The 14,845-nt window shown below is 64.3% G+C and carries 11 protein-coding genes; 7 read left to right on the top strand and 4 right to left on the bottom strand.

The window, feature by feature from the left end; genetic code table 11:
• Positions 1–100: 100 nt before the first annotated feature.
• The 3 genes from CJU94_RS10940 to CJU94_RS10930 are packed head-to-tail and all read right to left on the bottom strand — an operon-like array spanning position 101 to position 3,046.
• Positions 101–1,144: a Gfo/Idh/MocA family oxidoreductase gene (locus CJU94_RS10940; protein WP_095418704.1), complete on the bottom strand. Its 1,044-nt coding sequence runs from the start codon at positions 1,142–1,144 to the stop codon at positions 101–103.
• The gene (gene iolG, locus CJU94_RS10935) at positions 1,144–2,172 is read right to left on the bottom strand and encodes an inositol 2-dehydrogenase (protein ID WP_095418703.1); all 1,029 of its coding nucleotides are present in this window, start codon (positions 2,170–2,172) and stop codon (positions 1,144–1,146) included. The genes CJU94_RS10940 and iolG overlap by 1 nt, the downstream gene beginning before the upstream one ends.
• Complete coding sequence (locus CJU94_RS10930; RefSeq protein ID WP_095418702.1) at positions 2,165–3,046, bottom strand: MurR/RpiR family transcriptional regulator; 882 nt, start codon at positions 3,044–3,046, stop codon at positions 2,165–2,167. The genes iolG and CJU94_RS10930 overlap by 8 nt, the downstream gene beginning before the upstream one ends.
• 277 nt (positions 3,047–3,323) lie before the next feature.
• Here CJU94_RS10930 and CJU94_RS10925 point away from each other — a divergent pair, with 277 nt between their 5' ends.
• The 7 genes from CJU94_RS10925 (at position 3,324) to iolB (ending at position 12,332) form a co-directional block, all read left to right on the top strand.
• Entirely contained in the window at positions 3,324–4,370 is a 1,047-nt protein-coding gene (locus tag CJU94_RS10925) for a sugar ABC transporter substrate-binding protein (protein WP_095418701.1), read from the top strand.
• Between the two features lie 144 nt (positions 4,371–4,514).
• On the top strand, positions 4,515–5,672 hold the full coding sequence (locus CJU94_RS10920) for an ABC transporter permease (RefSeq protein WP_095418700.1): 1,158 nt from the start codon (positions 4,515–4,517) through the stop codon (positions 5,670–5,672).
• Between the two features lie 13 nt (positions 5,673–5,685).
• Positions 5,686–6,522, top strand: a complete 837-nt coding sequence (locus tag CJU94_RS10915; RefSeq protein ID WP_095418699.1) for an ATP-binding cassette domain-containing protein — start codon at positions 5,686–5,688, stop codon at positions 6,520–6,522.
• A gap of 63 nt (positions 6,523–6,585) precedes the next feature.
• Complete coding sequence (locus CJU94_RS10910) at positions 6,586–8,628, top strand: bifunctional 5-dehydro-2-deoxygluconokinase/5-dehydro-2-deoxyphosphogluconate aldolase (protein WP_095418698.1); 2,043 nt, start codon at positions 6,586–6,588, stop codon at positions 8,626–8,628.
• Entirely contained in the window at positions 8,625–10,598 is a 1,974-nt protein-coding gene (iolD, locus tag CJU94_RS10905) for a 3D-(3,5/4)-trihydroxycyclohexane-1,2-dione acylhydrolase (decyclizing) (RefSeq protein WP_095418697.1), read from the top strand. Before CJU94_RS10910 ends, iolD begins: the two co-directional genes overlap by 4 nt.
• A gap of 10 nt (positions 10,599–10,608) precedes the next feature.
• Positions 10,609–11,535 carry a myo-inosose-2 dehydratase gene (iolE, locus tag CJU94_RS10900; protein WP_095418696.1) on the top strand — a complete coding sequence of 309 codons (927 nt, stop codon included), beginning with the start codon at positions 10,609–10,611 and terminating at the stop codon, positions 11,533–11,535.
• Positions 11,532–12,332 (top strand): 5-deoxy-glucuronate isomerase, encoded by an 801-nt coding sequence (gene iolB / locus CJU94_RS10895; RefSeq protein WP_095418695.1) that lies wholly within the window; start codon positions 11,532–11,534, stop codon positions 12,330–12,332. Before iolE ends, iolB begins: the two co-directional genes overlap by 4 nt.
• Before the next feature lie 57 nt (positions 12,333–12,389).
• Here iolB and CJU94_RS10890 read toward each other — a convergent pair whose 3' ends face one another.
• Positions 12,390–14,774 (bottom strand): hypothetical protein, encoded by a 2,385-nt coding sequence (locus CJU94_RS10890; protein WP_095418694.1) that lies wholly within the window; start codon positions 14,772–14,774, stop codon positions 12,390–12,392.
• Positions 14,775–14,845 lie beyond the last annotated feature (71 nt).

Genomic DNA, 14,845 nt, shown 5'->3' with positions numbered 1-14,845 from the left:
ACGGATAGGTCCATAGGCCCCGCACAGGGGCAACGCCAATAGACCACTAACAAATCAAGGAAAGGCCAACACCAAAAGGAACATAGACAAAGAAACCCACCTACAGCACAACCGCCTCCCCCTTCAGCAAAGACTCCCTCAACGCCCCGGCAATCCGCGTAGCCTCCAACGCATCCGCAAGCGAAGCCCCAACCTGCGCAGCGGAACAACCCACCCCACCCCGCACAGCCGCAACAAACGCCTGCGCCTCGAACAAAAACGCGTCCTCAAACCGATCAAAGAAATTCGCCGTACATTCGTTGCGAATCCCGGTCGCGTCATAAATCTCAACACGATTCGCACGCGGGTTACGACCAATCGCCAGCGCCCCAGCCGTACCAATCACTTCGCTATGCGTATCGTTGCCATGCGCCTGCGTCCGCGACGCATAAAACATGGCCAGCTTGCCGCCCTCGAACTCGCAGATCGCGACACCGTTATCGACATCGCCGAATTCCCGCAGCCCCTCATGCATCGCAGCGACACCCGCCGCAAACACGCGTTTGGCGCGCGGCCGGCCCAATAACCAGCGCGCCACATCGATATCGTGCACCGTGCAATCGAGAAAGATTCCGCCAGACGTCGCCGCAAAGCGCACAAAAAACCCGTGGGCGTCGTTCTGATCCGCGGTCTGCGAGCGCACCAGAAACGGCCGGCCGATCTTGCCCGCTTCGATCTTGTCGAACGCGTCCTGATAGCTCGGATCGAAGCGCCGCATGAAACCAATCGTGGCTTGCAGATGCGGATAGCGCGCAGCCTCGGCGAGTACCCTCTCGCACTCCGCCAGATCCAGGGACAAAGGCTTCTCGCAAAACACATGCTTGCCCGCACGCAACGCATCGACGATCTGTTGCGCGTGCAACGACGACGGCGTCACCAGCCAGACGGCATCGACCTCGCGATCGGCGAGCAACGCCGCGTAATCGTCGTACAGACGCGGCGCGGGCAACGCTTCACGCGCCCACGCCCGCTCCTCGTCCACCGGACTGCAGGCCGCCACGACCGACGCGCCCGGCACGCGATACGCCAGATTCTCCGCGTGCCGCTTGCCCAGACGCCCAAGGCCGACCACACCCACCCGAAGCCGCGCTGCGCCCGCGGTCATCACGACGCCTCGCCTAGTTTGACCGCACGGCCCTCGCGCCACGACCGGCTCGCGGCCTCCGCGAGTTCGAGCGCTTTCAGGCCGTCGGCCACGGTGGTGCGCACCGGCTTGCCATGTGTCACCGCATCGAAGAAATGCGCGATTTCATGCGCGTAAGCGGCCCGATAGCGTTCGAGGAAAAACGCTTCGGGCACATCGCTCGACACTTCGGTTTTCGAATACGCGGTGACTTCCGTCGGCCGCACATTGCCCGCCTGCAGCATGCCGCTGCTGCCCAGCACTTCGAAGCGCTGGTCATAGCCGTACGCGGCGCGGCGCGCGGTATTGATCTGGCACAGACGGCCGCGCTTCGTGCGGATCGTGACCGCGGTCGAATCGATATCGCCGGCCTCGGCGATCGCCGGGTCGCTCAAACAGCTGCCGGTGGCGTGCAGCGTGTCGGCCTCGTCGTCGAGAATCCAGCGAAAAATGTCGAAGTCGTGAATCAGCATGTCCTTGAAGATGCCGCCCGAATGGCGGATGTAATCGACCGGCGGCGCACCCGGATCGCGGCTCGTCACCACCAGCATCTCCGGCGTGCCGATCTCGCCGGCATCCAGACGCGCTTTGAGCGCCGAAAACGTCGGATCGAAACGCCGCTGAAAACCGATCATGCACACCACACCCGCGCGCTCGACCGCTTGCGCGCAAGCCTGCGCACGCACCAGCGTCAGATCGACAGGCTTCTCGCAGAACACGTGCTTGTTCTGCGCGGCCGATTGCATGATCAGATCCGCATGCGTGTCCGTGCTCGAACAGATCACGGTTGCGCCGACTGCGGCATCGCCCATCGCCTGATCGACATCCGCAACCTGCGCGCCGTGCTCGGCGGCGAGCGCGGCGGCCGCCTCGCGATTCACATCCACCACATACTTGAGCCGCACGCCCGGCTGCCGGGCGAGATTGGCCGCATGAATCTTGCCGATGCGCCCCGCGCCGAATACCGCTACGTCGATCGTCTTTGCCGCCTGCTTTGCTCCATCAGTCATCGTATCCTCCGGTGTCTTTGGATTCTTCAACATTCAATTCGAGCTTGTACGCGAGCGCGATGAATAACGCCTGGCACAAACAGATCGTGCTGGTCAGCGAGCGAAACGCGAATGCGCTGCCCTCTTTCACATACAGTTGCGTAGTCGCGTAACGCGCGAGCGGAGATAGTTGGCTATCCGTAATAACCAGCGTCCTGGCCTGATGGTGATGCGCAACCCGCAAGCAATACTGCGTTTCCTTTCCATAGGGCGCGAAACTGATCGCGATCACCACATCGCCCTTTTTCACGCTGCGAATCTGTTCGCGGTACATGCCGCCGAATCCGGACACCAGATGCACGCGCTTGGGCGTGTGCTGCAATGCATAGACGATATAGCTCGCCACGGGAAAGGAACGCCGCACGCCGATTACGTAGATGTTGTCGGCCTGCTGCAACATCTTCACCGCGGCGTCGAACTGCTTGTCGTCGAGCCCGGCTTCGAGTTCTTCGAGACCGCCGCGCGCAGCCGCAATGAATTCGCGTGCCACTGAACCGCCGGACAGCGCGGCCGGCTTTTCGTCGATCAGCTTGCGAATCCGCTGCTGATAACTCGGCGACGAACTGCCTTGCCCGGTATAAGCCTGCCGAAATACCGCCTGCAGATCAGAGAATCCGGAAAAGCCGAAGCGCTGCGCAAAACGCACCACGGCGGACGGATGCACGCCGCAGCTCGCGGCAATGTCGCTGGTGCGATCCACCATCACGCTCGAACGGTGCTGCTCGATATAAGTCGCGACGTTCTTCAACTGACGCGGCAACGCGTCGTAGTTTTCCGCGATGCGCTGCATCAATTCTTCGACGCTCGGCAATTCCTCGGTGCTCTCTTCCGCCATGGCTCTCTCTCGGGTGCTTTTTTGCAGTGCGTCAGCGGGCTGCGAAGCCCGCCGCACGGCGTCCTGACGCTGCCGATTATAGGCAGGCGCCATGTCAAATGGAACGTATTTTCCATTTTTATTTATAATGAAATTTTCATTGCAACGCCTTGGAAGATCGCCTAATCTTGGTCGTGAGCGATGGTGCTTTGGTGGAGACACCCGGGTTTGTACGCGGATGGAAAGCCGCCTGCCAGACGCTCCCTTCAAAAACGACATACCGAGAAAGGTGGAGACAATGAGACTTTGCAAGGGCAAGGCTACGCTCAGGATTCTGGTGACGGCATTGACGTTGGCGACGGGATTCGGCGCGGCCTCGGCCGCCCGCGCGGCTGACGCACACTTCGTGCTGATCAGCCACGCGCCGGATTCGGATTCGTGGTGGAACACCATCAAGAACGCCATCAAGCAGGCCGACGAGGACTTCAACGTCGAGACCGACTACCGCAATCCGCCGAATGGCGACATCGCCGATATGTCCCGCCTGATCGAACAGGCGGCCGCGCGCAACTACGACGGCGTGATCGTCACCATCGCCGATTTCGACGTGCTGAAAAGCTCGATCAACAAGGTCACCGCGAAGAAGATTCCGCTCGTCACGATCAACTCCGGCACAGAAGAGCAGAGCGCGCAACTCGGCGCGATCATGCATGTGGGTCAACCCGAATACGTCGCGGGCAAAGCGGCCGGCGAAAAGGCCAAGGCCGCCGGCGTGAAGTCGTTCCTGTGCGTGAACCACATCGCCACCAACACGGTGTCGTTCGACCGTTGCCGTGGTTTCGCCGAAGCGCTCGGCGTCGACTACAAGGCATCCACCATCGACTCCGGCCAGGATCCTACCGAAATCCAGTCGAAGGTCAGCGCGTATCTGCGCAACCACCCGAACACCGGTGCGATCCTGACGCTCGGACCGACCCCGGCTTCGGCCACGCTGAAGGCAGTCACGCAGATGGGTCTGGCGGGCAAGATCTACTTTTGCACGTTCGACTTTTCCGACGACATCGCCAAAGCGATCCAGAGCGGCACGATCCAGTTCGCCATCGACCAGCAGCCGTACCTGCAGGGTTATATCCCCGTGGCCGTGCTGGCGATCGTGAAGAAAGAGCACACCACCGATCCCGCGAAGATCCGCCAGATTCTCGAGGCGAATCCGAAGTTCAAGGAGCGGCTTGCCACCTACGGTCTCGCACCGTCTTACGGGCCGAAGAATATCCGATCGGGCCCGGGCTTCATCACCAAGGAAAACCTCGACAAGGTCATCAAGTACGCAGGGCAGTACCGCTGATTCTTTTCTCTAGTTAGTCACGCGCACGGCGGGCACCGCTTCGATACGGGCGGGCCGCCCGCCGCCACCGCGCATTACACCGGCTGTCGTTCTCGCCATCCATTCCCGCGCGAGGCAGGCACAACCGGGCTCCAAGGAGACATCATGGGTGTAGCCGGCAAACACTTCCCACCGCACGTCAAGTCGAACAGCGCCGAGGCCGCGTCCTCGCTGCCCGATTCGGATGAACGCTTGCGCAAGGAATCCAGGTTCGGCCACGTGCTGAACCGCCCCGAATTCGCCGCGATTTCCGGCGCGGTACTGGTGTTTCTCGTTTTCGCGCTGACGGCCGGCAATTCCGGCATGTTCAATCTCGACGGCGTAATGAACTGGTCGCAGGTGTCCGCGTATCTCGGCATCCTCGCCGTGGGCGCGTGTCTCTTGATGATCGCTGGCGAGTTCGATCTGTCGATCGGTTCGATGATCGGTTTCGCGGGCATGATGGTCGCGATTCCGTCGGTCTACTTTCATTGGCCGATTTCTCTGGCCATCCTGTTCGCGTTTGCCGGCTCCATGTTGCTAGGCGCGCTGAACGGCTATCTGGTCATGCGCACGCGCCTGCCCTCGTTCATCGTCACGCTCGCGTTCCTGTTCATCCTGCGCGGCCTCACGCTCGCGCTGTCCATCATGTTCGCGGACCGCACGATAGTCTCCGGCGTCGGCGACCTCGCGCAGCAGGACTGGTTCGCGAATACGCTGTTTCACGGCGTCGCGTTGAACGGTCTCTTCACGATGCTCGCGCATCACGGCATCGGCACGCTGCTCGATAACGGTCACGCGCTCGTGCCGGGCATTCCCAAAGTGATTCTGTGGTGGCTCGGCCTCGCGGCGGTTTGCGCGTTCGTGCTGGCGAAAACGCGGGCGGGCAACTGGATTCTCGCGGTGGGTGGCGACGCCAACGCAGCCAAGAATGTGGGCGTGCCGGTGCGTCGCGTGAAGATTTCGCTGTTCGTGCTGACCGCGTTCTGCTCGTGCCTGTTCGCGGTGCTGCAAGTGTGCGACATCGGCTCGGCCGCGGCCGACCGGGGCTTGCAGAAAGAATTCGAAGCGATCATCGCCGCGGTGATCGGCGGCACCTTGCTGACGGGCGGCTACGGCTCGGTGGTCGGCGCGTGTTTCGGTGCCTTGATCTTCGGCGTCGTGCAGATCGGCATTACGTACACGAACGTCAGTTCCGACTGGTTCCGCGTGTTCCTCGGCGTGATGCTGCTGATCGCCGTACTGTTCAATCACTATGTACGCCGCCGCGTCTCGCAGGCGTAACGAGGAGACGACCATGTCCGATACGAATACCGCAGCGAACGCCGTGGACAGCGCCCGTGCTGCGCAGGACGACGTGATCCTCGCGCTCGAAAACGTCAACAAATACTTCGGCAAGGTGATCGCGCTGAGCGGCGTGACCTTGCGCCTGAGACGCGGCGAAGTGCATTGCCTGCTCGGCGACAACGGCGCCGGCAAATCGACGCTGATCAAGACCCTCGCCGGCGTGCATCAGCCCTCTTCCGGCCAGTATCTCGTGGATGGCAAACCGGTGCTGTTCGAGTCGCCGAAAGACGCGCTCGATCTCGGCATCGCCACCGTCTATCAGGATCTGGCACTGGTGCCGCTGCTCTCGGTCGCACGCAACTTTTTCATGGGACGCGAGCCGCAAAAGAAACTGTTCGGTTTCCTGAGCGTCATGGATCTCGAGACCAGCGCCACTACCGCGCGCGACAAGCTCGCCGAAATGGGCATCAACGTGCGCGATCCGCATCAGCCGATCGGCACCATGTCCGGCGGCGAGAAGCAATGTCTGGCGATCGCCCGGGCGATTCACTTCGGCGCACGCGTGCTGATTCTCGACGAACCGACCGCCGCGCTCGGCGTGAAGCAGAGCTTCAATGTGCTGAAGCTGATCCACAAGGCGCGTGCGAAAGGCATCTCGGTGATCTTCATCACGCACAACGTACATCACGCGTATCCGATCGGCGATTCGTTCACGGTGCTCAATCGCGGCAAATCGCTCGGCACGTTCACCAAGGAAACCATCAGCAAGGACGAGGTGCTCGACATGATGGCCGGCGGCGCCGAGATGCAGAAGATGATCGGCGAACTCGAAGGCGCGACGATCTGATTCATTCGCGCGAGGACCGGCGCGGACGCGCCGGCCACCGCGCACAGCTACTCAGGAAACTTCATGGATCATTCCAGCACATCCAGCGCAACCCCGTCCGCCTCTGCGCCGGCGTCCAGCCGCTTCGCGCCGGGCCGCAGCCGCGACATTGTCTGCCTCGGCCGCCTCGCCGTCGATCTGTACGCGCAGCAAGTCGGCGCGCGGCTCGAAGACGTGTCGAGCTTCGCGAAGTATCTCGGCGGATCGTCGGCGAATATCGCGTTCGGCTGCGCGCGGCTCGGCCTCGCGTCGTCGATGCTGGCGCGCGTCGGCAACGATCACATGGGCCGCTTTCTCACCGAGACGCTCGTCAAGGAGGGCTGCGACGTCAGCCACGTGCGCATCGACCGGGAACGCCTGACCGCCCTCGTGCTGCTCGGTCTGAAAGACCGCGACACGTTCCCGCTGATCTTCTACCGCGAGAACTGCGCCGATATGGCAGTGGATGAAGCGGATTTCGGCGAGGCTTTCATCGCGTCATCCAGGGCGCTGCTGATTACCGGCACGCACTTTTCCACCGAACAGGTGAACCGCACGAGCCGCCGCGCGCTCGACTACGCGCGCCGCAATCAGGTGCGCACCGTGCTCGATATCGACTATCGCCCGGTGTTGTGGGGACTCACCGGCAAAGCGGACGGGGAAACGCGCTTTGTCGCGAGCGAAGGCGTCACCGCGCATTTGCAGCGCATTCTGCCCCTCTTCGATCTGGTGATCGGCACCGAGGAGGAATTCCGCATTGCCGGCGGCAAGACCGAACTGGTCGACGCACTCGCCATGGTGCGCGCCGTCACGCCGGCCACGCTGGTGCTCAAGCGCGGACCGCTGGGCTGCCAGATCATCGACGGCGCGGTGCCCGCCTCGCTCGACGACCTGCCGATTCACGGCGGCGTGGAAGTCGAAGTGCTGAACGTGCTGGGCGCGGGCGATGCGTTCGCCTCCGGCTTTCTCTCCGGCTGGTTGCGCGATCAACCGCTCGAAGCGTGCGCGCGCGCCGCGAACGCGAGCGGCGCGCTGGTCGTTTCGCGGCACGGCTGCGCACCGGCCATGCCGACGCCCGCCGAGCTCGACTACTTCCTGCGCGAAGCCCAGGCCGATCCGCAGCGCATGCGGCGCCCGGACCGCGACGCGACGCTCGCTCGCCTGCATCGCGTCTCACCGGCACGCAAGCAATGGGACGAAGTACTCGGTTTCGCCTTCGACCATCGCAACCAGTTCTTCGAGCTCGCGCAGCAAACCGGCGCCGACGACGCGCGCATTGCACAGCTGAAGGGCCTGTTCGTCGAAGCCGTCGCGCAAACCGAGAGCGCGTTGGGTTTGCAGAACCGCATCGGCGTGCTGATCGACGACCGTTACGGCCAGGACGCGCTGAACGCGGCCACCGGCCGTGGCTGGTGGATCGGCCGACCGGTGGAACTGCCGGGCTCGGTGCCGCTCGTGTTCGATCATGGGCGCTCGATCGGCACCACACTGATCCCGTGGCCGCAGGAGCATATCGTCAAGTGCCTCGTGCAGTTCCATCCCGACGAACCCATCGAGCAGCGCCTCGAACAGGAAGCCCAATTGCGCGCGCTGTACGACGCGACGCAGGCGAGCGGCCATGAATTGCTGCTCGAAGTGATTCCGCCGAAACACGCGTATTTGCCGCAAGCGCCGGACACCGTGTATCGCGCGTTGAAGCGCCTCTACAACATCGGCATCTATCCCGAGTGGTGGAAGCTCGAACCGATGGACGCCGCGCAATGGCGCAACATCGACGCGCTGATCGCCGAGCGCGATCCCTACTGCCGCGGCGTGGTTCTGCTGGGCTTGTCGGCGGCGGTCGAACAGTTAAACGAAGGATTCCGCGCGGCGGCGCAATCGGCCACGTGCCGCGGCTTCACGGTCGGGCGCACGATCTTCCACGAGCCGAGTCATGCATGGCTGGCCGGAGAAATCGGCGACGACGAACTGATCGCGCGCGTGCGCCGCACCTTCGAAACGTTGATTGCTTCATGGCGTGCCACGCGTGGCGCGAGCGCCGCGTCACCTGGCGCGTCCAGTCATATCCATCAGGAGCAGGCCGCATGAATCAGCGCGTAATGCATCACGATGCGGCGTCAGCCAACGACGCCAACCAGGCCCGCGCGGGTTCCGGCGGTATGGTGCGCCTCACCTGTGCGCAGGCGCTGGTCCGCTATCTCGCCGCGCAACGCGTCGCGACCGAGGACGGCCACGGCAGCGAGCCGCTGTTCGGCGGCGTGTTCGCCATTTTCGGCCACGGCAACGTGGCGGGGCTCGGCGAAGCGCTGTATCAGCACCGCGACGAACTGCCGACCCTGCGCGCGCATAACGAACAGGCGATGGCGCACAGCGCGATCGCCTATGCGAAGGCGCATTTCCGCCGCCGCATGATGGCCGTCACGACCTCGATCGGACCGGGCGCCACCAACCTCGTGACGGCGGCGGCGCTTGCCCACGTGAACCGCTTGCCGGTTCTGCTGCTGCCCGGCGACATCTTCGTCTCGCGCGCACCCGACCCGGTGTTGCAGCAGCTCGAAGACTTCCACGACGGCGGCGTTTCCGCCAACGACGCGCTCAAGCCGGTGTCGCGCTACTTCGACCGCATCGTGCATCCGGCGCAATTGCTCAATGCGCTGCCGCGTGCCGTGCGCGTACTCACGGACGCCGCCTTGTGCGGGCCCGTCACGCTCGCGTTGCCGCAGGACGTGCAGGCGCAGGCATGGGACTTCCCCGTCGACTTCTTCCAGCCGCGCGTGGTCGCGTTTCATGCGCCCGCGCCGCGCGTCGACGACATCGAGGCCGCTTTCGCGCGTCTGCGCGAGGCCAGGCGGCCGTTGATCGTCGCGGGCGGCGGCGTGCTCTACGGCCGCGCCGCCGATGCCCTGCACCGTTTCTCGACCACGCACGGCGTGCCGGTCGCGGAAACGCAGGCCGGCAAAGGCTCGCTTGCCTGGAACGATCCGTTGAACGTGGGCGCGCTGGGCGTGACGGGCTCGCCCGCCGCGAACGCGCTCGCGCACGACGCCGATTGCGTGCTGGCCATCGGCACCCGCTTGCAGGACTTCACCACCGGCTCGAACACCTTGTTTACGCAAGCCGAGGTGGTCGCCATCAACGCCAACGCCTTCGACGGGCTCAAGCATCGCGCGCTGGTGGTCGAAGCCGACGCGCGGCTCGCGCTCGACGCGCTCGCCGAACCCCTGCAGAGCTGGCACGCGGACCGCGCATGGACCGCGCGCGCGCACAAACTGGCGGCAAGCTGGCGCGATACGGTGAGCACGCTCACCCATGCGCCGCAACGCGATTCCGTGCTGCCTTACGAGGGCGATGTGATCGGCGCGATACAGCGCTCGGCCGCGAGCTCGCCGGCGAACGACATCGTCGTCAGCGCGGCCGGCACGCTGCCCGCGGAATTGCACAAACTGTGGCGCGCCGGCAAGCCGGGCGCCTATCACGTCGAGTACGGCTATTCGTGCATGGGCTACGAGATTGCCGGCGGACTCGGCGTGAAGCTCGCGCGGCCCGCGCGTGAAGTAATCGTGATGGTCGGCGACGGCAGCTATCTGATGATGAACAGCGAGATCGCGACCTCCGTGATGATCGGCGCGAAGCTGATCGTCGTGGTGCTCGACAATCGCGGCTATGGCTGCATTAACCGCCTGCAACAGGCGTGCGGCGGCGCGCCGTTCAACAACCTGCTCGAAGACTGCAAGCAGGGCCCGCTCGGCGCGCCGAAGATCGACTTCGCCGCGCACGCGCGCGCCTTGGGCGCGCAGGCCGAACATGTCGCGAATATCGCGGAACTCGACACGGCTTTGGAACGCGCCCGCGCGGCGGATCGCACCTACGTCGTCAGCATCGATACCGACCCCGCCCGCACCACCGATGACGGCGGCTGGTGGTGGGAAGTGGCGGTGCCGGAAGTCTCGGCGCGCCCCGCTGTTCGCGACGCCCGCGCGAAATACGAAACGCAGCTCGCGGCCCGCGCCGAACCGCCCGGCTCCGCCCGCAACGCCGGCCCCACCGACAACGAATGAGGACGCCCGCATGACTGCTCTCGACGTACGTATCGGCATCAATCCGCTCTCGTGGATGAACGACGATCTGCCTTCGCTCGGCGGCGAGACGCCGCTCGAGGTGGCGCTGACGGAAGGCCGCCAGATCGGTTATCAAGGCTTCGAACTGGGCAACAAGTTTCCGCGCGAGCCGCAGGCATTGAAAACGCTGCTCGCGCAATACGATCTCGCGCTGGTGTCCGGCTGGTATTCAGGGCGCCTCGCACGACGCAGCGTGGCAGAGGAAATCGCCGCCGTCGGCCCGCATCTGGACTTGCTTGCGCAAAACGGCGCGACGGCCATGGTGTACGGCGAGGTCGCCGATTCGATCCAGGGCGCGGCGCAGCCGCTTTATCAACGGCCGCGCTTTTTCAGCGACGCGCAATGGGCGGCGTATTCGGCGCGCGTCGACGAATTCGCACGCTATACGCTGAGCCGCGGCGTGCGGCTCGCCTATCATCATCACATGGGCGCTTATGTCGAGACACCCGCCGATGTCGATCAGTTGATGTCGCGCACCAGTGACGCGGTGGGCCTGCTGTTCGACGCCGGACACATTACCTTTGCCGGCGGCGATCCGCTCGCCGTGCTCGACAAACATATCGGGCGGGTCTGCCACGTGCATTGCAAGGACGTGCGCCCCGCCGTCATGAAGCTCGCGCGCAATCGCAACTGGAGTTTTCTCGACGCGGTCATCGCCGGCGCCTTCACGGTGCCGGGCGACGGCGCGGTGAATTTCCCGGCGATCATCGAGCGATTGAAGCGGCACGGTTATCGCGGCTGGCTGGTGGTCGAAGCCGAGCAGGATCCGGTCGTGGCGCCCTCATTCGAGTATGCGCAGAAAGGCTACAAGACATTGCGCGCGTTGGTGGATGCCCCGCTCGACGCCGCTGACAAGACCCGGCAGGAGGCAGCATGAGTTTATTGGTCAAGGCGCAGCGCGAAGGCCAGACGATCGCGCGAGTGACACCGGAGTCGGCGTGCTGGCGGTATGTGGGATTTGCCGCTTACCGGCTGGGTACGAACGAAGTCGTGCACGTGCACGAGCCGGCGCGTGAGGTGTGCATTGTCGTGCTCACCGGCGCGGTGGATATTGAAACCGCGCAGACGACATGGCGTTCGCTGGGTTCGCGTGACAGCGTGTTCGAAGACGCCGCGCCGTATGCGGTGTATCTGCCGCCCAACGTGCGGGCCACGGTTCGTGCCTGCCGCGATGCGGAAATCGGCGTGGCGAGCGCGCCGGCCAACGGCGAGTATCCCGCGAGGTTGATCGAGCCCGCTTCGATGAAACGCTCGACGCGCGGCAAAGGCCTGAATACGCGATACGTTTGCGATATTCTTCCGCAGACCGAGCCCGCAGAGTCTTTGCTGGTGGTCGAAGTCAGAACGCCTGGCGGACACGCTTCGAGCTACCCGCCGCATAAGCACGATACCGATAATGTGCCGCAGGAGAGCTCACTCGAAGAAACCTACTATCACCGCCTCGATCCGCCGCAAGGGTTTGCGTTCCAGCGCGTGTACACGGACATGCGCGATATCGACGAGTCGATGGCCGTGGAGGATCACGACGTCGTCATGGTGCCGCGCGGGTATCACCCGGTGGTCGTGCCGTACGGCTATGACTCGTATTATCTGAACGTCATGGCGGGCGGCAAGCGGGTCTGGCATTTCCGCAATGACCCGGCGCATGAGTGGATCATCAATAAGGACGCTTGAACCTGAAGCCTGCGCGACGCATCGACATGGCATCGCGCAGGCTTCAAACGGGTCGCGCTACTTCCTGACGGCCAGATCGACATCGAGGCCGCCGTCCTCCCCCATCCTCACGGTTCCCTTCGACACGTCCTTGCGATAAGCGTACAGGTCGAACTTCATCACGCCCGGATTCGAACTGTCCTTGATGAACGTGCGCGTGTTCGTCACCAGCGAGTTGAACATCTTCACGTCGCCGGACTCGATCCATACGAAGCTCCTGCCCGCGCTCGCGGGCGGCCTGGCGGCGGCGACGCTGCCGTCGCGCTTGAACTTCAGCACGAGGCCAGCGTCGGTGACGGTCGCGCTCGCGAGACGCCCTTGCAGAACCGGCGGCGGAAACACCGTGTACTGATCGAACACCAGTTCATTGCCCTTGAGCGCCACGCCCTTGCGCGTGAACGGCGTGAGCGAAGCGAGCGGAATATCCAGCGCGCGCAGCAGGCCGGCCTGCGGCACGCCCAGCACTTTCACCGAAGTCGGCTCATACACGAGATGCCGCTCGTCTTTGGCGACGATCGTGCCGCTCATCGCGGTCGGCAGCCACACGCCGGGAAAGTGATTCCACAACTTGATGCCGCCCGCCACTTCCAGCTTGCCGTCCACCGGCTTCAACTGCAAGTCGTTGAGCGAGCGCGGCTCGTAGTCGAGCAGATAGTCGTTGAAGAGGGCCGCCATCGCTGGCCACGGCTCCACGACCTCGCCGCCGATGATACGGATATCGTACTGATCGGGATCATCCAGATCGACAGGTTGTCCAGACTTTTTCGGCACCATCTGCGCATCCAGCGAGCGCACGTGAAAACCGATCCGCCCCGCCACGTAGAAATCGACGTTCTCGACGTGAATCAACGGCGCGGGGCCCGGCGAATGCCGTTCGTCGCTGGACGCCGAACCCGGCGTGGTCATGCGTTGCCCGGCAAACGCCGCGCGCGTGCCGACCGGAATCGCACGCGCCACCGAGGCGCCTTGCACAGCCTGCGGCACGCGTTGCCACACGAGCCGCGCCTGCGCGAGCGCGGCCTGCTGGGCGCGAATGAAGCTGTCGTTAAAGCGCGCGCTCGCGCTGCCGGTTTGCGTCGGCGTGTCTTTGTCCGCGCCGGCTAGCGTCGTATACGACGGCAGATGCACGTCCAGCGCGCCTGCTTCGTCGAAGGTGAAATAGCCGGCCGCCATCTGCTCGCGGTAGTGGTACAGGTCCAGCACGAACGGCGCGTTGCGGTCGATCGGCGTGAGCGCCATGTCGATGTTCATCGGCATGGAACGCATGAATTTCACGTCGCCGCCTAGCACCAGCATGCCGCGCGCGGGCATCGTCGCGGGCCACACGATGGTGGGCACGCTCCGGTCGTCGAGCGTGAAGCGCACGCCCGCGGCGCTCGTCTCGATCTGCGTGATCGTCATGTGCAACGCGGGCGGCGGCGTCAGCTTGGCCACCTGCATCACGACGTCGTCGCCGTCGAGACGCGCGATCGGCGTGTCCACTTTCAGCAGGTCGGCCATCTTCACGTGCGCGGCCTGCATCAGCTTGTCGGCGCCGACGCCGGCCACCTCGACATGATCGGCATGAAACACGAGTTCCTCGCGATTGCGCATCGACAGCGATCCGCTCAGCACGATCGGCACCCAGGTCTCGCGATGCATCTCGCCGGTAATGCGCAAGTTGCCGCCGTCCTGCGGCACGACGCGCATATTGCGCAGCGGCGAGCCCTGATACTGGAACAGGTAGCGATTGAAGATCGCCGTGAGTTTGGCGCTGTCGAGCGTGACCTGGCCGCGGTGGACGTCGATCGTCACGCTGGTCGGATCGTCGAAGACGATCGGCTGGCCGGCATGCGCCGGCGTCAGTGTCGCCGCCATGTCGTGAATCATGAAGCCGATGTCGCCGGTCACGCGGAAGTCCACGTCGCGCGCGAACATCAGCGAACCGTCGATACCGGAATCGCGCAACGTCAGCGGGCGGCTGCGCTTTTCGGTCATGCCGCTCGCCGCCGGCACGCGCGCCGCCACGCTTTGTTCCACCGCGAGTTGTTCGGCCTTGGCGAGCTCGATTGCGGGACGACGTGTGGAGGCGGCAGGCTGAGCGATGAGCGTGGCGCTCGTCGAGGCGCTGGTTGTGGCCGCGTTGGCGTTGGCGCTTGCATTGACCTTCGCACGGTCGCCGCGGGTGCTGACGCCGTTGCTCGCCACATCGGCCGCCCCGCTCGCGGGATTTGCCGGCGCGGATGCCGCGTCGCCGATCGTCGAACTGGCATCGGCGCAGGCGGACATCAGCAGCGCGGTCGTCAACAGCGCGGCGCCCGCGCTGATCGGCGCATGCCAGGCACGCCTCGGCCTTGCCTCGCGCGAAGCCGGCGTCAGCGGACAGGTCGCCGGCACCTCATCCAATGCGCGTCGGTGTTTCATGATGTCTCCTCCTGGAGCCGCGACGCGTCTCTCGCGCGCCGGGCACGGCATGATGAGTCGCGCATACGCGG

The organism is Paraburkholderia aromaticivorans, from assembly GCF_002278075.1.
Lineage (GTDB): Bacteria > Pseudomonadota > Gammaproteobacteria > Burkholderiales > Burkholderiaceae > Paraburkholderia > Paraburkholderia aromaticivorans.
This window is presented reverse-complemented; position numbering and strand designations above follow the sequence as displayed.

Excerpts from the sequence above, each read along its gene's own strand:
- CJU94_RS10940 (WP_095418704.1), bottom strand. The coding sequence starts at position 1,144 with ATGACCGCGGGCGCAGCGCGGCTTCGGGTGGGTGTGGTCGGCCTTGGG.
- iolG (WP_095418703.1), bottom strand. The coding sequence starts at position 2,172 with ATGACTGATGGAGCAAAGCAGGCGGCAAAGACGATCGACGTAGCGGTA.
- CJU94_RS10930 (WP_095418702.1), bottom strand. The coding sequence starts at position 3,046 with ATGGCGGAAGAGAGCACCGAGGAATTGCCGAGCGTCGAAGAATTGATG.
- CJU94_RS10925 (WP_095418701.1), top strand. The coding sequence starts at position 3,324 with ATGAGACTTTGCAAGGGCAAGGCTACGCTCAGGATTCTGGTGACGGCA.
- CJU94_RS10920 (WP_095418700.1), top strand. The coding sequence starts at position 4,515 with ATGGGTGTAGCCGGCAAACACTTCCCACCGCACGTCAAGTCGAACAGC.
- CJU94_RS10915 (WP_095418699.1), top strand. The coding sequence starts at position 5,686 with ATGTCCGATACGAATACCGCAGCGAACGCCGTGGACAGCGCCCGTGCT.
- CJU94_RS10910 (WP_095418698.1), top strand. The coding sequence starts at position 6,586 with ATGGATCATTCCAGCACATCCAGCGCAACCCCGTCCGCCTCTGCGCCG.
- iolD (WP_095418697.1), top strand. The coding sequence starts at position 8,625 with ATGAATCAGCGCGTAATGCATCACGATGCGGCGTCAGCCAACGACGCC.
- iolE (WP_095418696.1), top strand. The coding sequence starts at position 10,609 with ATGACTGCTCTCGACGTACGTATCGGCATCAATCCGCTCTCGTGGATG.
- iolB (WP_095418695.1), top strand. The coding sequence starts at position 11,532 with ATGAGTTTATTGGTCAAGGCGCAGCGCGAAGGCCAGACGATCGCGCGA.
- CJU94_RS10890 (WP_095418694.1), bottom strand. The coding sequence starts at position 14,774 with ATGAAACACCGACGCGCATTGGATGAGGTGCCGGCGACCTGTCCGCTG.